We start from the raw sequence: 19,130 nt of genomic DNA, 5'->3' as shown, positions 1-19,130 counted from the left end.
TAGGGGGGATTATGATCGCCAGGCAGACGGTTCTCAAATACATCCTGGGCCTGTCGCTCCTCGGCGTGTCCGCCGCGACATCCGCGCAGGCGGCCGGCGGGGATCCGATCGGGGTCGCCATGCCGACCAAGTCGTCGCAGCGCTGGATCGACGACGGCAACAACATCGTCAGGCTTCTGAAGGCCAAGGGCTACAAGCCGGATCTGCAATACGCGGACGACGACATCCCGAACCAGCTCGCCAAGATCGAGAACATGCTCACCACCGGCGTGAAGATACTGGTGATCGCCTCCATCGACGGCACGACCCTCAGCGATGTGCTGTCGAAAGCGAGCGAGCGCGGCGTCAGGGTCATCGCCTACGACCGGCTCATCCGGGGGACGGCGAACGTCGATTACTACGCCACCTTCGACAACTACAAGGTCGGCGTTCAGCAGGCGACATCCATCGTCGACGCCCTCGGCCTGAAGGACGGGAAGGGGCCCTTCAACATCGAGCTGTTCGGCGGTTCGCCCGACGACAATAACGCATACTTTTTCTACGACGGCGCCCTGTCGGTGCTGAAGCCCTACATCGACGCGAAGAGGCTCGTTGTGCGCTCGGGCCAGTTCGGCATGGACAAGGTGTCCACCCTGCGCTGGGACGCCGCGACCGCCCAGGCGCGGATGGATAACCTGCTCTCGGCCTATTACGGCAACGCCCATCTGGATGCCGTGCTCTCGCCCTACGACGGCATCTCCACGGCGATCCTCTCGTCGGTGAAGAGCGTGGGCTACGGGTCGGGCGGCGTGAAGCTGCCGGTGATCAGCGGCCAGGACGCCGAGCTGCAATCGGTCAAGTCGATCATCGCCGGTGAGCAGACGGCGACGATCTTCAAGGACACCCGGGACCTGGCCAAGGTGACGGTGGCGATGATCGACGCCATCGAGGCGGGCCGACAGCCCGAGGTCAACGACGTGAAGACCTACGACAACGGCAAGAAGATCGTCCCATCCTACCTGCTCACGCCGGTGATCGTCACCCGGGCCAACTGGAAGCCGGCCCTGATCGACACGGGCTACTACACGCTCGACCAGCTCAAGTGACCGATGCCGGGGCGGAGCCCGGTCGCTCCGCCCGATCCGATCCCCGCCGCGACGACTGTCGCGCGGGCCGAACGTGCAGTCCGAGCTGGTAGGCGCCGCATGCAGCCCGTTCTCGAAATGCGGGGAATCACCAAGACCTTCCCCGGCGTGAAGGCCCTCTCCGACGTCAACCTGACCGTCGAGCCCGCCGAGATCCTCGCCCTGGTCGGCGAGAACGGCGCGGGGAAGTCGACGCTGATGAAGGTGCTGAGCGGCGTGTATCCCTACGGGTCGTACACGGGCGACATCACCTACGAGGGGCGGCCGGGCCGCTTCCGGGACATCACGGACAGCGAGCGCCTCGGCATCGTGATCATCCACCAGGAACTCGCCCTGGTGCCGTACCTGTCGATCGCCGAGAACATCTTCCTCGGCAACGAGCCGGCCCGGTTCGGGGTCATCGACCGGGATCGTGTCCAGGCCCGCGCCCGCGCGCTGATGGCGATGGTGGGGCTCGACGAGAGCCCCGACACCCTCGTCACCCATCTCGGGGTCGGCAAGCAGCAGCTCGTGGAGATCGCCAAGGCGCTCTCCAAGGAGGTGAAGCTCCTGATCCTAGACGAACCGACCGCGTCGTTGAGCGAGACCGACAGCGAGGCCCTGCTGCAGCTCCTGCTGCGCTTCAAGGCGCAGGGCATCGCCTCGATCCTGATCTCCCACAAGCTGAACGAGATCGCCAAGGTGGCCGACCGGATCACGGTCCTGCGCGACGGCAGCACCGTCGAGACCCTCGACTGCCGCGGCGGCGCGATCGACGAGGACCGCATCATCCGGGCGATGGTCGGCCGCACGCTGGAGAGCCGCTACCCGGTCCGCACGCCGCGGATCGGCGCGGTGCTGATGGAGGTGCGCGACTGGACGGTCCACCACCCCGTCCACGCCGACCGGGCGGTGGTGCGCGACGTCGATCTGAGCCTGCGCCGGGGCGAGATCGTCGGGATCGCGGGCCTGATGGGCTCGGGCCGGACCGAGCTCGCCATGAGCCTCTTCGGCCGGTCCTACGGCCGGGACATCCGGGGCACGGTCCGGATCGAGGGCGTCGCGGTCGACGTCTCGACGATCGACCGGGCGATCGCGGCCGGCCTCGCCTACGTCACCGAGGACCGCAAGCAGCTCGGGCTCGTGCTGGGCGAGGACATCGCCCGGAACACCACCCTGGCGAACCTGCCCGGGATCTCCACCGCCGCGGTGATCGACGAGGCGGCCGAGCACCGGGTCGCGACCGGCTACCGCACCAAGATGCGCATCCGCTCCGTCGGGGTGACGCAGCAGACCGTGAACCTGTCGGGCGGCAACCAGCAGAAGGTCGTGCTGAGCAAGTGGCTGTTCACCCGGCCCAAGGTGCTGATCCTCGACGAGCCGACCCGCGGCATCGATGTCGGCGCGAAGTACGAGATCTACAGCATCATCAACGAGCTGGCGGAGGACGGCCGCGGCGTCCTCCTGATCTCCTCGGAGATGCCGGAACTGCTCGGCCTCTGCGACCGCATCTACGTGATGAACGAGGGGCGCTTCGTGGGCGAATTCGACCGCGCCGAGGCCAGCCAGGAAGCGATCATGCGCGCGATCATGCGCTCCAGGGGGCTGAACGGATGACCGACGTCACAGTGAGCAAGTCCGTGAGCCCCGGCCACGACATCGTCCCGGCGGGTGCGGCCGGGGTCCGGCGCGGCCGCCTGCCGATGGCGCCGCTGCGCGCCTACGGGCTCGTCGTCGCGCTGGCGGCGATCACGCTGTTCTTCGAGGTCGCGACGGGCGGCGTCCTGTTCCAGCCGCTGAACCTGACCAACCTGATCCTCCAGAACAGCTACGTCGTCGTGATGGCGCTCGGGATGCTGCTGGTCATCGTGGCCGGGCATATCGACCTGTCGGTCGGCTCGGTGGTCGGTTTCGTGGGGGCGCTCGCCGCCCTGCTGATGGTCCGCTTCCACGTCGACCCGTTCTCGGCGGCCGTCCTGTGCCTCGCGGTGGGCGCGGTCATCGGCGGTCTGCAGGGCTACTTCGTGGCCTACCTCGCCATCCCGAGCTTCATCGTCACCCTGGCCGGCATGATGGTGTTCCGCGGCCTGACGCAGGTGCTGCTGCAGGGGGCTTCCATCGGACCGTTCCCGGAGGTGTTCCAGCGCCTCGCCAAGGGCTTCCTCGTCAACGGCGCCGGACCCTGGACCGCCGTCCTGATCGGCGCCGCGCTGGTCGCGACGCTGACCGGGCTGAACTGGCGACGGCGGCAGGCGCGGCTGCGGAACGGGAGCCCGGCCGAGTCCCCGGCGGCGTTCATCGGCCGCAACGGCGTGACCGCCATCCTGATCCTGGCCTTCGCCTGGCAGATGAGCGCGTACCGGGGCCTGCCCAACGTGCTCCTCGTGCTGCTGGCGCTGGTGACGCTCTACGGCTTCGTGACGACGCGGACGACGATCGGGCGCCGGATCTACGCGCTGGGCGGGAACATCAAGGCCGCGCGCCTCTCGGGGATCAAGACCGAGCGGCTGACCTTCCTGACCTTCGCCAACATGGGCGCGCTGGCGGGCCTCGCCGGCATGATCTTCGTCGCCCGGCTCAACACCGCGAACTCGAAGGCCGGCGTCGGGATGGAGCTCGACGTGATCGCGGCCTGCTTCATCGGCGGCGCCTCGGCGGCGGGCGGCATCGGCAAGGTCTCGGGTGTCGTGATCGGCGCCTTCATCATCGGCATCATGAACAACGGCATGTCGATCCTGGGGATCGGCGTCGACTGGCAGCAGGTGATCAAGGGCGTCGTCCTGCTCGCCGCCGTGTGTCTCGACGTCCACAACAAGACCAACCGGCTCTGACCGGGGCCGCGCGCTCCGCGGCCCCGCCTCCGGTTCGGATGGCCCCGATCGGGACGGCGCGGGTCCGCCTCGCGGAGGGTGTCGATCCGGCGGTGCCGCGATCGCTTGTGGCGTGCTTCGCGTGGTCGTGGCGCAGTGTTCGCGGAGGTCGGGCCGCCGGGCCCGGCCCGGCCGCCCGAGGCGGCGGCCGGGTTTCCCCCGCCCGGCGCGATCAGGTCTTGCGGGCGACCGTGAAGCGGGCGGCGTCGCGCAGGACGCGGGCGCCCTCCCCCCAGGACGACACCGCGTCCTCGCAGACGCCGACGAGGCGGTCGCACTCGGCGCGGGCCCCGTCGATGCCGAGACGGTCGACGAGCGTCGCCTTGCCGGCATCCTTGTCCTTGCCGGTGGCCTTGCCCATGGCCTCGGGCGAGGCCTCCCGGTCGAGGATGTCGTCGGCGATCTGGAAGGCCTGCCCCAGGGCGAGGCCGTAGCGCAGGAGTGCGGCCTGCTGGTCCTTGTCGGCACCGCCGACGATCGCGCCGGCCTCCACCGAGAAGGCCAGGATCGCGCCGGTCTTCATCGCCTGCATCCGCAGGGTGTCGTCCACGTCCATGTTGGCCGCGCCGAACCGGCCCTCGGCGGTGAGGTCGAGCAGCTGACCGCCGACCATGCCGCCGAGGCCCGAGGCCCGGGCGAGGCCGAGCACGAGGTCGGCGCGGATGCGCGCATCCGGCTGCCAGGTCGGGTCGGCCACGATCTCGAAGGCCAGCGTCTGCAGGGCGTCGCCGACGAGGATGGCGGTGGCCTCGTCGTAGGCCTTGTGGACCGTGGGCTTGCCGCGACGCATGTCGTCGTCGTCCATCGCCGGCAGGTCGTCGTGGACGAGGCTGTAGCAGTGGACCAGCTCGACGCCGGCGCCGGCGGCGAGGGCGGCGGCCTCGGAGCCGCCGAGCATCCGGGCGGTCTCGATGGCGAGGAACGGCCGGAGACGCTTGCCGCCGCCGAGCACGGCGTGCCGCATCGCCTCCATCAGGCGGGGCGGCCGGGCGATCTCGCCGGCGCCGACCGCGGGGCCGAGCCGCTCGACCAGGAAGGTCTCGACCGTGCCGGCGACCTCCGTCAACCTGTGGGTAAAATCGGCGGCCGGCGTGACTGCCTTGACCGAACCGGTCGGTGCCTGCGTTGAGGGGGTCGGGGTCATCGGGCTTACGTCCGGTCCTGGCCTTGCGAAAACCAATCGGGTGTCAGTTGGGCGGGGACGGACTCACGGTGGACGGGGCTCGACGCAGGCGGGAGACGGCAGGTCGCGACCTCCCGCTCGCGCGCCCGCGCCGTTCCCGTCGCGTCCGACAGCTTGTGGGAGCGCTGCTGCTGCTCCCCGCCGTCGGGTTCGTCCTCGCGCTGACGTTGGCGCTCGTCTATAGCGCGGTGATGCCGCCGTCGACCCTGATGCTGGGACGGTGGTTGACGCTTCAGCCGGTGAGTCGGGATCCGGTCCCGCTCTCCGCCATCGCGCCGGTCCTGCCGCAGGCGGTGATCGCCTCGGAGGATCAGCGCTTCTGCCTGGATCACGGGGTCGATTTCGGCGCGATCCGCGACGTGGTCGAGGACGAGGATTCCCCGAGCCGCGGCGCCTCCACGATCGCCATGCAGACGGTGAAGAACGTCTTCCTGTGGCCCGGCCGCTCCTACATCCGGAAGGCCATCGAGATCCCGCTGGCGCTGGCGCTCGACACGCTCTGGGGCAAGCGCCGGATGATGGAGATCTACCTCAACGTCGCCGAGTGGGGCGACGGGATCTACGGCGCGCAGGCCGCGAGCCAACACTGGTTCGGCAAGGACGCGAGCCGGCTGACCCGCAACGAGGCCGCCCTGCTCGCCGCCGTGCTGCCGAACCCGATCACCCGCAGCGCCGGCCGGCCCTCCCCCGGGGTGCGCCGCCGGGCCGCGCGGATCCAGGCGATGATGGGACAGATCGACGGCCTCACGGGCTGCTTGCGGCGGTAGCAGGGGGCGACTCGCCTCTGTAAGACGGGCCTTCCAAGCGTGAGAGCCGGGACCGATACACGATGAGCGATGCCGTCTACGACCTGAGCCTGGAGCGCATCGCCCTGATCCGCCGGATGGTCGTCGCCTGGGACGGCGCCGAGCCGGGGGCGCCGACCATCCACCCGGCCGCCCCCTATGGCAGCCTCGACCGCGACGGCGACATCGCCAACGTCACCGGCGACGACGAGGGCGCCGAGGAGGAGCACCGGTCGCTCGAGGACGGCCTCGCCGTCTTCGTCCAGAACGGGCAGCTGAAGCCGGGCCGGTACCAGTACCACAACGGTCTGGCCAAGCTCGATCCGGGCGCCGTGGGCGACGTCTTCCGGGACGCGGCCACCGGCGAGACCCCGGACGTCATCACCTTCGCGGTGACGCCCGAGCACCTCGCGCTGATCCCGCAGCTGAACATCGGGTGGAACGCCGAGCAGGGGGTGCCGCGCGTCGACCCGGAGCGGCCCTACGGCGCGGACGGCGCCTACACCGCGGCGATGAAGCGCCTTCTCGCCGCCGTGCCGGGCGCGGCCGCGAACGACGACGAGGACGCGGAGACGCGGCTCGTGCGCCTCCATCGCGAATTGCAGCCGGCCCTGCAGATCTTCCTGCGCTACGCCGATCTCGGGCCCGGCGACTTCCGTCGGGCCGTCGAGCGCTGGCTCCCCGCCTGACGGCTACCTCCGGTCGCGGCCGCCCGCGCGGCGGCGACCGGCACCGGGCTCAGCCCTCGCGCTTCTTGCGCTGGGCCAGGGTGCGCAGGCGCAGGGCGTTGAGCTTGATGAAGCCCGCCGCGTCGCGGTGATCGTAGGCGACGGCGCCCTCCTCGAAGGTCACGAGGTCCTGGTCGTAGAGCGAGTGCGGACTCTCGCGGCCGATCACGTGGACGCCGCCCTTGTAGAGCTTCAGCCGCACCGTGCCGGTGACCTTCTCCTGGCTCTTGTCGATCAGGGCCTGGATCATCTCGCGCTCCGGCGAGAACCAGAAGCCGTTGTAGATCAGCTCGGCGTATTGCGGCATGAGCTGGTCCTTGAGGTGCGCGGCCCCCCGGTCCAGCGTGATCGACTCGATGGCGCGGTGCGCCGGCAGCAGGATCGTGCCGCCGGGCGTCTCGTACATGCCGCGGCTCTTCATGCCGACGAAGCGGTTCTCCACCAGGTCGAGCCGGCCGATGCCGTTGGCGCGGCCGAGCTCGTTGAGCTTGGTCAGCAGGCTCGCGGGCGACAGAGCCTCGCCGTCGATCGAGACGGCGTCGCCGCGTTCGAACCCGATCGTGATGACCGTCGGCTGGTCGGGCGCCTCCTCGGGGGAGAGGGTGCGCGAGTAGACGTAGTCCGGCACCTCGACGGCCGGATCCTCCAGCACCTTGCCCTCCGAGGAGGCGTGCAGGAGGTTGGCGTCCACCGAGAACGGGCTCTCGCCGCGCTTGTCCTTGGCGATCGGGATCTGGTGCTGCTCGGCGAAGGCGATGAGCTGCTCGCGCGAGCGCAGGTCCCACTCGCGCCAGGGCGCGATCACCGTGACGTCGGGCTTGAGCGCGTAATAGCCGAGCTCGAACCGGACCTGATCGTTCCCCTTGCCGGTGGCGCCGTGGCAGACCGCGTCGGCGCCGACGCGCTCGGCGATCTCGATCTGCTTCTTGGCGATCAGCGGCCGGGCGATCGAGGTGCCGAGCAGGTAGACGCCCTCGTAGACGGCGTTCGCCCGGAACATCGGGAAGACGTAGTCGCGGACGAATTCCTCGCGCAGGTCCTCGATGTAGATGTTCTCGGGCTTGATGCCGAGCAGCTCCGCCTTGCGGCGCGCGGGCTCCAGCTCCTCGCCCTGGCCGAGATCGGCCGTGAAGGTGACGACCTCGCAGCCGTAGGTGGTCTGCAGCCACTTCAGGATGATCGATGTGTCGAGGCCGCCGGAATAGGCCAGCACGACCTTCTTCACGGGGCTCTTCGCGGGGACGGACATGGGACTTCCGGAACTGGGCGAGGGATCTGGCTCGGCGTTTGCGGCTTATCGCGGGTGTCACCAGCCTGCAACCGGCGCGCCGCCTCGCGCGTAGCCGAGATGCCGGAGGATCGGCCGCGTTTCGCCTCACGACGGCCTTGCGGTTGTGTCAGAAACGGCGCGGGCGTTGCAGGTCGTCATCGCCGCGAGAGTGCATCGGAGAAGCGAAGTCTATGGCGCGCCAGCCAATTCTGGAGTTCTGGTACGAATTCGCCTCCACCTACTCCTACCTCGCGGCCATGCGCGTCGAGGCCGCCGCCGCCGAGGCGGACGTGGCGATCCGGTGGCGCCCCTTCCTGGTCGGGCCGCTCTTCGCCGCGCAGGGCTGGACCACCTCGCCGTTCAATCTCTACGCGGCCAAGGGCAAGAACATGTGGCGCGACGTCGAGCGCGAGGCCGCGCGCCTCGGCCTGCCGCCGGTGACGCGCCCCGCCCAGTTCCCGCAGAACAGCCTCAGCGCGGTGCGGGTCGCGATCCTCGGCCAGGACCAGCCCTGGCTGGTGCCGTTCTCGAAGGCGGTCTTCACCGCGAGCTTCGCCGAGGGCCGCTCGATCGCGGAACCGGCGGCCGTCGCGGAGATCCTCGATTCGCTCGGGCTCGACGGCACGCAGACCGTGCGGGCCGCCGCCGCCGAGGCCAACAAGACGAAGCTGCGGGTCAGCGTCGAGGAGGCGCGCTCCCGCGGGATCTACGGGGCGCCGACTTTCCTGGTCGACGACGGCGAGCTGTTCTGGGGCAACGACCGGCTCGAGCAGGCCCTGGCTTGGGCGACCGGCGACCGGCCGAAGGGGCTGCGCTAGGCCGCGCCCGCCCCGCGGTAGCGCGGCGTTCACGGCCGCTCGGCCATGAAACCGACTCGACCCCCTGGTTCTGGTCCGGCTCCGCTTCGGCGCGGCCGGAGCGGGACAGCGATGCCCCGGACGAGTCCCATGCCTGTTTCGAAGCCTGTCTCGCGACGTCTCCTGCTCGCCGCAGCCGCCACCTTCGGTGCCGGCCTGACCGGAGCCTCCGCGCAATCCTACGGCCAGCGGGTCGCGGTGACGGGCGACGACGGGCGCGCGGTGGCGAACTCGATCCTGCCGGGCGAGATCACTGGGCAGATCCCGGCCCTGCGCGGCGTGACCTATGTCGGGCCGCGGGATGCCGGGACCACGCTCTACGAGTTCTTCGACTTCAACTGCCCGTACTGCCGGAAGGCGGCCGCCGACGTGGTCGCCCTGCACGACAGCGATCCGGAGCTGCGGATCGGGCTTGTCCACAACCCGATCCTGTCGCCGCAATCCGCCCAGGCCGCCAAGGTGATGCTGGCGGTGCAGCGCAAGCTCGGCTCCGAGGCCGCGTGGCGCTTCTACCAGACGCTGCTGGGCAAGCCCGGCCGCATCGACGGGCCCGGCGCGCTCGCCGTCGCCGCCACGATGGGGATCCCGCAGGCGGAGGTCGAGGAGATCGCCGACAGCGAGGAGGTGCGCGCGGCGCTGAAGAGCCAGATGCGGATGGCCGCGGATCTCGGCCTCTACGCGACGCCGTCCTACGTGATCGGCAACAGCGGGATCCTCGGGCATCCCGGCGCCGGCGCCATGGCCAAGATGATCGCGAGCGTGCGGCGCTGCGACCGGCTCGCCTGCTGAGGCGGGACCCGCGTCACACTTCCGCCGTCCTGACGCGCAGCCACGCGCGCCTGCCGTGTTGCGCGCGGCCATGCTGGCATGCTAGGCGGTCGCCGCGCCGCGAGGACAGTTCTAGACCTGTCCGTTGCCGGCGCGATCCCACGTCCCGAACGGTCTCGCACCGCGCTCCAGCCGGAGCGCGCGGAGCGGACGGGCAACCAGAGAAGAGAGCGACGGGTGGCGCAGAACGGTTCCGAGGCTGGTCCCCTGGTCGCAGGCGTGGCGGGCCGGTACGCTTCCGCCCTGTTCGAGCTCGCGCGCGACGAGCGCCAGGTCGACGCGGTCGCCGAGTCTCTCGATCAATTCGACACGCTGCTGAAGGAGAGCGCGGATCTCCGCCGCCTCGTCCGCAGCCCGGTCTTCAGCGCCGAGGAGCAGGCGGCCGCCATCGGCGCCGTGCTCGACAAGGCGGGCATCGGTGGCCTCGCCGGCAATTTCATCCGCCTCGCGGCCTCGAACCGCCGGCTCTTCGCCCTGCCCGACATGATCGACGCGTTCCGGACCCTGGTCCAGGACTCGAAGGGCATCGTGCGCGCTCAGGTCCGGGTGGCCGAGAAGCCCTCCGACGCGGTGATCGAGGAGATCAAGGCGTCGCTGCGCGACATCGCCAAGGCCGATGTCGCCGTCGACCTCGTGGTCGATCCCAGCCTGATCGGCGGCCTCGTCGTGAAGATGGGCTCGCGCATGGTCGACGCCTCCCTCAAGACCAAGCTCAACGGTATCCGCCTCGCGATGCGGGCCGCGCGGTAAGCGCCCCCATCCGACCCGAACACGCATAGACGCATCAGCGACAGAGGCCCGAGTATGGACATCCGCGCCGCCGAGATCTCCGCGATCCTGAAAGAGCAGATCAAGAACTTCGGCGAGGAGGCCGAGGTCTCCGAGGTCGGGCAGGTCCTGTCCGTCGGCGACGGCATCGCCCGCGCCTACGGCCTCGACAACGTCCAGGCCGGCGAGATGGTCGAGTTCGAGTCGGGCGTGCGCGGCATGGCCCTGAACCTCGAGCAGGACAACGTCGGCATCGTGATCTTCGGCTCCGACCGCGAGATCAAGGAAGGCCAGACCGTCAAGCGGACTGGCGCCATCGTGGACGTGCCGGTCGGCAAGGGCCTGCTCGGCCGCGTCGTCGACGCCCTCGGCAACCCGATCGACGGCAAGGGCCCGATCCAGTCGACCGAGCGTCGCCGCGTCGACGTCAAGGCCCCGGGCATCATCCCGCGCAAGTCGGTGCACGAGCCGATGGCCACGGGCCTGAAGGCGATCGACGCCCTGATCCCGGTCGGCCGCGGCCAGCGCGAGCTGATCATCGGCGATCGCCAGACCGGCAAGACCGCCATCGCCCTCGACACGATCCTGAACCAGAAGCCGGGCCACGCCGCCGGCGGTGACGAGAAGGCCAAGCTCTACTGCATCTACGTCGCCATCGGCCAGAAGCGCTCGACGGTGGCCCAGTTCGTGAAGGTCCTGGAGGACCAGGGCGCGCTGGAGTACTCCATCGTCATCGCCGCCACGGCGTCCGACGCGGCCCCGATGCAGTTCATCGCGCCGTTCGCCGGCTGCGCCATGGGCGAGTACTTCCGCGACAACGGCATGCACGCCGTGATCGTGTACGACGATCTGTCCAAGCAGGCCGTGGCCTACCGCCAGATGTCGCTGCTGCTGCGCCGCCCGCCGGGCCGCGAGGCGTATCCGGGCGACGTGTTCTACCTCCACAGCCGCCTGCTCGAGCGCGCCGCCAAGATGGGCGACGCCGCCGGCAACGGCTCGCTGACCGCGCTGCCGGTCATCGAGACCCAGGCCAACGACGTCTCGGCCTACATCCCGACCAACGTGATCTCGATCACCGACGGCCAGATCTTCCTCGAGACCGACCTGTTCTACCAGGGCATCCGCCCGGCGGTGAACGTCGGCCTCTCGGTGTCGCGGGTGGGCTCCTCGGCGCAGACCAAGGCGATGAAGAAGGTCGCCGGCAAGATCAAGGGCGAGCTCGCGCAGTACCGCGAGATGGCCGCCTTCGCGCAGTTCGGCTCGGACCTCGACGCCTCCACCCAGGCACTCCTGAACCGCGGCTCGCGGCTCACCGAGCTCCTGAAGCAGCCGCAGTTCTCGCCACTGAAGATGGAAGAGCAGGTCGCGGTGATCTACGCCGGCGTGAACGGCTACCTGGACAAGATGCCGGTCAGCAAGGTCCGTCCCTTCGAGGACGCGCTGCTCAGCAATCTGCGGTCCAAGCACAAGGACCTGCTCGACTCGATTGCCGCCTCCAAGGACCTGTCGGACGAGAATGCCGGCAAGCTGAAGGGCGTCGTCGAGAGCGTCGCCAAGTCGATCGGCTGATGTGAGGCCCCTCCCCTCGGGGAGGGATCTTGGGTGGTGCGGGGGGATCCCGGTCCCCGCCGCACCGCCCGAACTTCCGGCTCCTTCCCGCCGAGGGAAGGAGAGGCCCATAGAACGGACCTGGACCTCACCCGATGGCGAGTTTGAAGGACCTGCGCAACCGCATCACCTCGGTGAAGGCGACGCAGAAGATCACCAAGGCCATGCAGATGGTCGCCGCCGCCAAGCTGCGCCGGGCGCAGATGGCCGCCGAGGCGGGCCGTCCCTACGCCGAGAAGATGTCGGCGGTGCTCGGCAACCTCGCGGGCAACCTCGTCGGCGGCGTCGGCGCCCCGCGGCTCCTGTCCGGGACCGGCTCCGAGCAGACGCACCTGCTCGTGGTGTGCACGGGCGACCGCGGCCTCGCCGGCGCGTTCAACTCGTCGATCGTTCGCCTCGCGGTGCGCGAATACGCCCAGAAGCTCGCCGCCGAGGGCAAGACCGTCAAGATCATGACGGTCGGCAAGAAGGGCCTCGACGCGCTGCGCCGGCAGTACCGCGACCAGATCGTCGAGAGCATGGACATTCGCGGCAACCGCCCGGTGGATTACGAGTTCGCCGCCTCGATCGCCGACAAGATCCTGACCCGCTTCGAGAACGGCGAGTTCGACGTCGCGACCCTGTTCTACTCCGAGTTCCGCTCGGTCATCTCGCAGATCCCGACCGCGCAGCGCCTGATCCCCGCGGAGCTGCCGGCGGTCGACACGACCGCGAAGGCGGCGGCCGGCAACGCCGCCCTGGAATTCGAGCCGTCCGAGGAGGCGATCCTCGAGACGCTGCTGCCGAAGAACCTGACGGTGCAGATCTACCGGGCGCTCCTGGAGAACGCCGCCTCCGAGCAGGGCGCGCGCATGAGCGCCATGGACTCGGCGACCCGCAACGCGGGCGAGATGATCAAGAAGCAGACGCTGATCTACAACCGGACGCGTCAGGCCATGATCACCAAGGAACTCATCGAGATCATCTCGGGTGCGGAAGCCCTCTGAGGCACCGCGACCCGACCGCACAGCTTGAAGGGTAGGTTAACGATGGCGAACACCGCACTCCCCGGCACCGGCTCCAACAAGGTCGGCAAGATCACCCAGGTCATCGGCCCCGTGGTCGACGTGCAGTTCGAGGGCCACCTGCCCGAGATCCTGAACGCGCTGGAGACCAAGAACAACGGCGCCCGCCTCGTCCTCGAGGTCGCCCAGCAGCTCGGCGAGAACACCGTCCGCTGCATCGCCATGGACACGTCCGAGGGCCTGACCCGCGGCCAGGAGTGCACCGACACCGGCGAGCCGATCAAGGTTCCGGTCGGCATGAACACGCTCGGCCGCATCATGAACGTCATCGGCGAGCCGATCGACGAGGCCGGTCCGGTCCAGGCCGACACGTTCCGCGCCATCCACCAGCCGGCCCCCTCCTACGCCGAGCAGTCGACCGAGGCCCAGATCCTCGTCACCGGCATCAAGGTGGTGGACCTGCTCGCCCCCTACGCGAAGGGCGGCAAGATCGGCCTGTTCGGCGGCGCCGGCGTCGGCAAGACCGTGCTGATCATGGAGCTGATCAACAACATCGCCAAGGTGCACTCGGGCTACTCGGTGTTCGCCGGCGTGGGTGAGCGCACCCGCGAGGGCAACGACCTCTATCACGAGATGATCGAGTCCAAGGTGAACGTCGACCCGAAGGAGCACGGCTCCGCCGAGGGTTCGAAGTGCGCCCTGGTCTACGGCCAGATGAACGAGTCGCCGGGCGCCCGCTCGCGCGTCGCCCTGACCGGCCTCACGATCGCCGAGCAGTTCCGCGACGACGGCCAGGACGTGCTGTTCTTCGTCGACAACATCTTCCGCTTCACGCAGGCGGGCTCCGAGGTGTCGGCGCTCCTCGGCCGTATCCCCTCGGCGGTGGGCTACCAGCCGACGCTCGCCACCGACATGGGCGCCCTCCAGGAGCGCATCACCACCACGACCAAGGGCTCGATCACCTCGGTGCAGGCCATCTACGTTCCGGCCGACGACCTGACCGACCCGGCGCCCGCCGCCTCGTTCGCCCACCTCGACGCCACGACCGTGCTGTCGCGCTCGATCGCCGAGAAGGGCATCTACCCGGCGGTGGACCCGCTGGACTCGACCTCGCGCATGCTGTCGCCGGCGATCCTCGGCGAGGAGCACTACGACGTCGCCCGCCGCGTCCAGCAGACCCTGCAGCGCTACAAGGCGCTCCAGGACATCATCGCGATCCTGGGCATGGACGAGCTGTCCGAGGAGGACAAGCTGACCGTGGCCCGCGCCCGCAAGATCGAGCGCTTCTTCTCGCAGCCCTTCTCGGTGGCCGAGGTGTTCACCGGCTCGCCGGGCAAGCAGGTCGCCCTCGAGGACACCATCAAGGGCTTCAAGGGCCTGGTGAACGGCGACTACGACGACCTCCCGGAGGCCGCCTTCTACATGGTCGGCACCATCGAGGAGGCCCAGGAGAAGGCCAAGAAGCTCAAGGCCGCGTAAGACGACACCCCCTTCCCCGCGCGGGAAGGGGACAGAGGCCGCGCGGGCGACCCTGACCGGTGCCGTCCGCGCAGCCTTTTTCCGAGACGCTCCGCCCGCTTGGCGGGGCGCGCGCCGCCGATCCGGGAACACGTCAGGCCATGGCCACCTTCCACTTCGATTTCGTCGGCCCCGAGCGGACGCTGTATTCCGGCGAGGTGACCGCCGTTCAGCTGCCCGGCACCGAGGGCGAGATGACCGTGATGCCGGGCCACGCGCCCGTGCTGACCTCCCTCCGGGTCGGCGTCATCGTGATCACCGAGAGCCAGGGCAGCGGCAAGCGGATCTACGTCCGCGGCGGCTTCGCCGATATCGGCCCGACGGCCGTGACCGTGCTGGCCGAGCGCGCCGCCCCGATCGAGGAGCTGACGCACGAATCCCTCGACCGCGACATCGAGGCGATCGAGATGCAGCGCGACGCCACCGAGGACCTGCAGAAGCGCGAGGAGCTGAACGGCCAGATCGTCCAGCTCCAGGAGACCAAGGCGCTCCTGAAGCTCTGAGCCTCGTTCAGCGGGCGCTCTCCAGCGCCCGCGCCAGCAGGTCGGCCCGCGCTGCCGCGTCCGTCGGGCAGCCCCGCTCCAGCCAGATCCTCCGCGCCGCGGCCAGCCCGCGCCCGATCCCGGGCCCCGGCGCCACACCGGCCGCGACGAGATCCGCCCCCGCCAGGGGAAAGGCCGGCGACGCCCCTTCCCCCTCCAGAGCCCGCAGGGCCGCCCGCGCCGCCTCCGTCACGGCGGGCCGCGGCTCTCCGGCCAGGATCGCCAGCGCGTCGGCCAGGCACGACAGGCCGTGCTCCGCCGCCAGGGCCGGCGCCGCGACCGCGTCCAGCACCGCGCATCCGTGGAGATCGGCCAGCGCCCCGGCGTAGCCGAGCAGCTGCCCGTGCTCGCTCTTCGACAGGCGTAGCCGGTCGCGCAGCCGGTCGGCGTCGTGCCGGGCGCCGACGGCGAGGGCCGCGAGGCGCGTCACCGGAGGCAGGCCCGCGGCTGCGGCCCGTTCCAGCCGCCCGAGCTCCCCGACGCCGCCGGTGATCCGCGGCAGCAGCCCGGTCGTGCTCAGCGTCGTCACCATGGCCGCGCCGCCGGGGGCCGCGAGCAACTTCAGGAATTCCGCGCGTACGCGCTCGCGAGAGAGCCGGTCCAGGCTGTCCCGCGCGGCCACGCAGGCCGCCAGGGCCGCGGCGTCGGGCGCGCCGGCGCCGAACCGGGCGTGGAAGCGGAAGAAGCGCAGGATCCGCAGCGCGTCCTCGCGGATCCGGGTCGCGGGGTCGCCGATGAAGCGCACCCGCCCGGCCGCGAGGTCGGGCCGGCCGCCCACCGGGTCGTGCAGGCTCCCGTCGGCGCCGAGGGAGAGCGCGTTGACGGTGAAGTCGCGGCGCTCGGCGTCGCGGAGGAAGTCGCTGCCGAAGCGGACGACGGCGTGACGCCCGTCGGTCTCGACGTCCTCGCGCAGGGTCGTGACCTCGATCGGCCCGTCCTCGGTCACCAGCGTGATGGTGCCGTGCTCGATGCCGGTCGGCACTGCCTTGAGGCCGGGCGCCCGCTGCGCCGCCCGCATCACCGCCTCGGGCCGGTGGGTGGTCGCCATGTCGATGTCGGCGGTCGGCGCGCCGAGGAGGGCGTCGCGGACGCAGCCGCCGATCAGGCGGGTCTCCGCGCCCGGCGCGTCCAGGGCCGCGAGGACGCGGCGCACGCCCGGGCGTTCGAGCAGGGCCGCCAGCCCCGCCGGATCGAGGGCGCGGCTCACCGGAAGCCACCGGGTACGAGGCGGCCGTTCTCCATGTGGGTTGGCACGTAGCCCCCGGGACGGCGCTCCGAGAACAGGCCCTCGTAGACGAGGGTGCCGATCACCACCGCCAGCCCGGCCAGGACCAAGCGGAACAGGTGCGCGTCCCAGTGCACCCGGCGCAGGGGATTGCGGCCGGACAGCAGCAGGTGGACGAGGAACAGCGCGAAGGGGATGAGGAAGAGGCCGAACTCTTCGAGGACGCGGCGGAGCATGCGGTCAGCCTAACGCGCCGCGCGGTCGGCGTCGCCCGGCGCCGCCTCCGGGTAGAGCCGTTCCCGCAGATTGTTCAGGATCCCCGCCGTGACGCCCCAGATCAGCCGCTCGCCGAAGGTCAGGGCGTAGAACCAGCGCTCGCGGCCCTGCCACGCGCGGGAGCGCAGGCGGTAGCGCTCCGGATCCATGAGGAACGGGAGCGGCACCTCGAAGACGTCGGCCACCTCGTCCGGGTTCGGCGTCAGGACCGCGCCGGGATCGACCAGGCCGATGACCGGGGTCACGAGGAAGCCGGTGCCCGAGAGGTACGGGTCGAGATAGCCGAGGAACCGCACCGCCTCGGGCGGTAGCCCGATCTCCTCGTAGGCTTCCCGCAGGGCCGCGTCCGCAGGCCCGGGATCGGAGGGATCGATCTTGCCGCCCGGCAGCGCCACCTGCCCGGAATGGTCGCGCAGGTTGGCGGCCCGCATCGTCAGGATCAGGGTCGGACCGTCCGCGCGCGGCACGACCGGCACGAGGACGGCGGCCCGGCGGTGCGGCGGCGGCGGGATCACGGCCGTCCCGTCCGGATCGAGGCTGTGGTCGCCCCGGGGATTGGAGGTCGGATCGTCCGGTCCGGGCGGGTCCGGCGACAGGCCGGCGGCGGCGCGGGCGAGGAAGTCGGCGAGCGGGTCGCTCACGCGGCGGCGACCGGCGCGATCGTGTGGAAGGCGCCGCCGGCCCACAGGCCCAGCCAGGGCTTCCCGTCGACCAGACGCTCCTCGGCGAGGTCCACGAGGTCGTAGGTGAGCGCGCGGGTCACGAGCGCCCACAGCCCGCGGCGGACATGGAGGTAGGGCTTCAGCGCCCCGTCCGGCGCCTCCTCGAAGCGGAGGGCGTGCTCGGCGTCGACGCTCACCAGGTCGTCGACGTTGGTCCGGAATGAGACCCGCCGGTCCGCCCCGCTCCCGTCCACCGCCATCTCGACGGCCACGAAGGCCGCGTCGTCCACGGTGATGCCTACGCTCTCCACCGGCGTGACCAGGACGGTCCGGCCGTCCGGCTCGCGCCGCAGGATGGTCGCGAAGAGCTTGACCAGCTTGTCCCGTCGGATCGGCGAACCGTTGTGGAACCACGTCCCGTCCGCGGCGATGCGGATGTCGATGGCGCCGCAATAGGGTGGGTCCCACCGCTCGACCGGCGGCAGCCCGCGCTTCGGCAGATCCCCGAGGGCCGCGCTGAGGCGGCTCAAGGTCGGGTCGGGGGCGGGATCCTCGCTCATGCCCGTGACAGATAGCGTCGCGATGCCCGGTCAGCCATGGCCGAGAGGAGGATCGGCGCCGGTTCCGTCCCGGATCGCAGGTGCGCGATCCTAGGCCGGCCCGGCGCCCTGGGTATTCACCGTCAGGGCGTAGAGCGACTGGCTCGCCGCCATGAACAGGCGGTTGCGCTTGGGGCCGCCGAAGGTGAGATTCCCGCACACTTCCGGCAGGCGGATCCGACCGATGAGCTTGCCCTGGGGCGTCCAGACAGTGACGCCGTTGTAGCCCACGGCCCGGCCGGCATTGCTCGACACCCAGAGATTGCCGTCGACGTCGGTCCGCAGGCCGTCGGGCCCGCATTTCACCCCGTCCACGACGCAGTCCGAGAAGAGGCGCTTGTTCGAGAGCGCCGCCCCGGCCCCGACGTCGAAGGCGTAGATCTCGCCCTTGCCGCCGGGTCCGGTATCCCCGGGACCCTTGCCGGTGGAGCAGACGTAGAGCGTCCGGTGATCGGGCGAGAAGCACAGGCCGTTGGGGTCGGGCACCTCGTCGTCGGTGAGCACCAGGTCGACCCGGCCGGACGGGTCGATGCGGTAGACGGCATTCGGGAGCACGCGTCGCCGCGGGACGATCCCGGCGGGCTGGCCGAGCCGCGGATCGAGATGGCCCTGCCGGTTGCTCGGGCCGCCGGCGACGTCGGACAGGCCCTCGTAGAGCAGCGCGCCGTAGGGCGGATCGGAGAACCAGTAGGCGCCGTCCGGGTGCTGGACGACGTCGTTGGGCGAGTTGAGCGGCTTGCCTTCGAACGAATCGGCCAGGACCGTCGCCGAGCCGTCGAGCTCGTAGCGGACGACCCGCCCGGTGGCGTGCTCGCAGGTAAGCTGTCGCCCCTGGCGATCGAAGCTGTTGCCGTTGGAGTTGTTGCTCGGCATCCGGAAGGTGGAGACGTGCCCGTCCTCCTCCAGCCAGCGCATCTGCCGGTTGTTCGGGATGTCGCTCCAGACCAGGTAACGGCCGACCGAGTTCCAGGCCGGTCCCTCCGCCCAGAGGGCGCCGGTCCAGAGCCGGCGGATCGCACTGTTGGGCACGATGTAGGGCTCGAACGCCGGGTCGACCGTGACGATGTCCGGATCGGTGAAGTAGGTGGTCGGGGCGGCGCCAGGCCGGAAGTCGCGCGGCGGGCTCGTCACCGTGCTGGGCGGTTCCGGTCGGGCCGCCGCGTCGCCGGCAGTGACGGCCAGGGCCCCCAGGCCCGCGAGGATCGTGCGCCGGGATCGCGGGGCGGACCCGCGTTCAGCCGCGATCCCGGATGCGTCGGTCGGCGACGGTCGCATGCGATCCTCCCCCGCACATCGGGCCTCTG

General features: G+C 70.5%; 19 protein-coding genes. 12 read left to right on the top strand and 7 right to left on the bottom strand.

Translation table 11 applies throughout. From position 1 onward, the window contains the following. The first annotated feature begins 11 nt into the window (after positions 1-11). The 3 genes from chvE (at position 12) to mmsB (ending at position 3,934) form a co-directional block, all read left to right on the top strand. Positions 12-1,085, top strand: coding sequence for a multiple monosaccharide ABC transporter substrate-binding protein (gene chvE / locus ASG32_RS03160; RefSeq protein ID WP_107351914.1), 1,074 nt, complete (start codon positions 12-14; stop codon positions 1,083-1,085). A gap of 99 nt (positions 1,086-1,184) precedes the next feature. After that, on the top strand, positions 1,185-2,720 hold the full coding sequence (gene mmsA, locus ASG32_RS03155) for a multiple monosaccharide ABC transporter ATP-binding protein (protein ID WP_056522510.1): 1,536 nt from the start codon (positions 1,185-1,187) through the stop codon (positions 2,718-2,720). Next, positions 2,717-3,934 carry a multiple monosaccharide ABC transporter permease gene (gene mmsB, locus ASG32_RS03150; protein ID WP_056522508.1) on the top strand — a complete coding sequence of 406 codons (1,218 nt, stop codon included), beginning with the start codon at positions 2,717-2,719 and terminating at the stop codon, positions 3,932-3,934. The genes mmsA and mmsB overlap by 4 nt, the downstream gene beginning before the upstream one ends. A 211-nt stretch (positions 3,935-4,145) precedes the next feature. Here mmsB and ASG32_RS03145 read toward each other — a convergent pair whose 3' ends face one another. Continuing rightward, positions 4,146-5,117: a polyprenyl synthetase family protein gene (locus ASG32_RS03145; RefSeq protein WP_026604982.1), complete on the bottom strand. Its 972-nt coding sequence runs from the start codon at positions 5,115-5,117 to the stop codon at positions 4,146-4,148. A 155-nt stretch (positions 5,118-5,272) separates the two neighbouring features. Here ASG32_RS03145 and mtgA point away from each other — a divergent pair, with 155 nt between their 5' ends. Both mtgA and ASG32_RS03135 read left to right on the top strand, forming a co-directional pair. Continuing rightward, on the top strand, positions 5,273-5,923 hold the full coding sequence (gene mtgA / locus ASG32_RS03140) for a monofunctional biosynthetic peptidoglycan transglycosylase (protein WP_056522505.1): 651 nt from the start codon (positions 5,273-5,275) through the stop codon (positions 5,921-5,923). A gap of 62 nt (positions 5,924-5,985) precedes the next feature. After that, positions 5,986-6,630: a hypothetical protein gene (locus ASG32_RS03135; RefSeq protein ID WP_056522503.1), complete on the top strand. Its 645-nt coding sequence runs from the start codon at positions 5,986-5,988 to the stop codon at positions 6,628-6,630. A gap of 49 nt (positions 6,631-6,679) precedes the next feature. Here ASG32_RS03135 and ASG32_RS03130 read toward each other — a convergent pair whose 3' ends face one another. Beyond that, positions 6,680-7,918 (bottom strand): argininosuccinate synthase, encoded by a 1,239-nt coding sequence (locus tag ASG32_RS03130; RefSeq protein WP_020093496.1) that lies wholly within the window; start codon positions 7,916-7,918, stop codon positions 6,680-6,682. A 212-nt stretch (positions 7,919-8,130) separates the two neighbouring features. Here ASG32_RS03130 and ASG32_RS03125 point away from each other — a divergent pair, with 212 nt between their 5' ends. The 7 genes from ASG32_RS03125 (at position 8,131) to ASG32_RS03095 (ending at position 15,025) form a co-directional block, all read left to right on the top strand. Next, entirely contained in the window at positions 8,131-8,757 is a 627-nt protein-coding gene (locus ASG32_RS03125; protein WP_056522500.1) for a 2-hydroxychromene-2-carboxylate isomerase, read from the top strand. 129 nt (positions 8,758-8,886) lie between these two features. After that, positions 8,887-9,585, top strand: a complete 699-nt coding sequence (locus ASG32_RS03120) for a DsbA family protein (protein ID WP_056522497.1) — start codon at positions 8,887-8,889, stop codon at positions 9,583-9,585. Between the two features lie 216 nt (positions 9,586-9,801). After that, positions 9,802-10,374: a F0F1 ATP synthase subunit delta gene (locus ASG32_RS03115; protein WP_020093499.1), complete on the top strand. Its 573-nt coding sequence runs from the start codon at positions 9,802-9,804 to the stop codon at positions 10,372-10,374. A gap of 54 nt (positions 10,375-10,428) precedes the next feature. After that, positions 10,429-11,961, top strand: coding sequence for a F0F1 ATP synthase subunit alpha (gene atpA, locus ASG32_RS03110; protein WP_056522494.1), 1,533 nt, complete (start codon positions 10,429-10,431; stop codon positions 11,959-11,961). Positions 11,962-12,095: 134 nt separating this feature from the next. Further along, entirely contained in the window at positions 12,096-12,986 is an 891-nt protein-coding gene (locus ASG32_RS03105; RefSeq protein WP_056522491.1) for a F0F1 ATP synthase subunit gamma, read from the top strand. A gap of 42 nt (positions 12,987-13,028) precedes the next feature. After that, positions 13,029-14,483, top strand: a complete 1,455-nt coding sequence (gene atpD, locus ASG32_RS03100) for a F0F1 ATP synthase subunit beta (protein WP_020093502.1) — start codon at positions 13,029-13,031, stop codon at positions 14,481-14,483. Between the two features lie 140 nt (positions 14,484-14,623). Next, positions 14,624-15,025, top strand: a complete 402-nt coding sequence (locus ASG32_RS03095) for a F0F1 ATP synthase subunit epsilon (RefSeq protein ID WP_020093503.1) — start codon at positions 14,624-14,626, stop codon at positions 15,023-15,025. A 7-nt stretch (positions 15,026-15,032) separates the two neighbouring features. On the opposite strand, the gene ASG32_RS03090 is transcribed toward ASG32_RS03095, so the two are convergent. The 5 genes from ASG32_RS03090 to ASG32_RS03070 form a co-directional block, all read right to left on the bottom strand. After that, positions 15,033-16,271: a CCA tRNA nucleotidyltransferase gene (locus tag ASG32_RS03090; protein WP_056522488.1), complete on the bottom strand. Its 1,239-nt coding sequence runs from the start codon at positions 16,269-16,271 to the stop codon at positions 15,033-15,035. Further along, complete coding sequence (locus ASG32_RS03085) at positions 16,268-16,525, bottom strand: DUF6111 family protein (protein WP_056522486.1); 258 nt, start codon at positions 16,523-16,525, stop codon at positions 16,268-16,270. The genes ASG32_RS03090 and ASG32_RS03085 overlap by 4 nt, the downstream gene beginning before the upstream one ends. Positions 16,526-16,534: 9 nt before the next feature. Beyond that, the gene (locus tag ASG32_RS03080; protein WP_056522483.1) at positions 16,535-17,206 is read right to left on the bottom strand and encodes a CoA pyrophosphatase; all 672 of its coding nucleotides are present in this window, start codon (positions 17,204-17,206) and stop codon (positions 16,535-16,537) included. Continuing rightward, complete coding sequence (locus ASG32_RS03075) at positions 17,203-17,787, bottom strand: DUF1285 domain-containing protein (protein ID WP_056522480.1); 585 nt, start codon at positions 17,785-17,787, stop codon at positions 17,203-17,205. Before ASG32_RS03075 ends, ASG32_RS03080 begins: the two co-directional genes overlap by 4 nt. A 90-nt stretch (positions 17,788-17,877) precedes the next feature. Next, positions 17,878-19,101 carry an SMP-30/gluconolactonase/LRE family protein gene (locus tag ASG32_RS03070; protein WP_056522477.1) on the bottom strand — a complete coding sequence of 408 codons (1,224 nt, stop codon included), beginning with the start codon at positions 19,099-19,101 and terminating at the stop codon, positions 17,878-17,880. Positions 19,102-19,130: the final 29 nt, after the last annotated feature.

The organism is Methylobacterium sp. Leaf361 (genome assembly GCF_001424445.1).
GTDB lineage: Bacteria > Pseudomonadota > Alphaproteobacteria > Rhizobiales > Beijerinckiaceae > Methylobacterium.
This window is presented reverse-complemented; position numbering and strand designations above follow the sequence as displayed.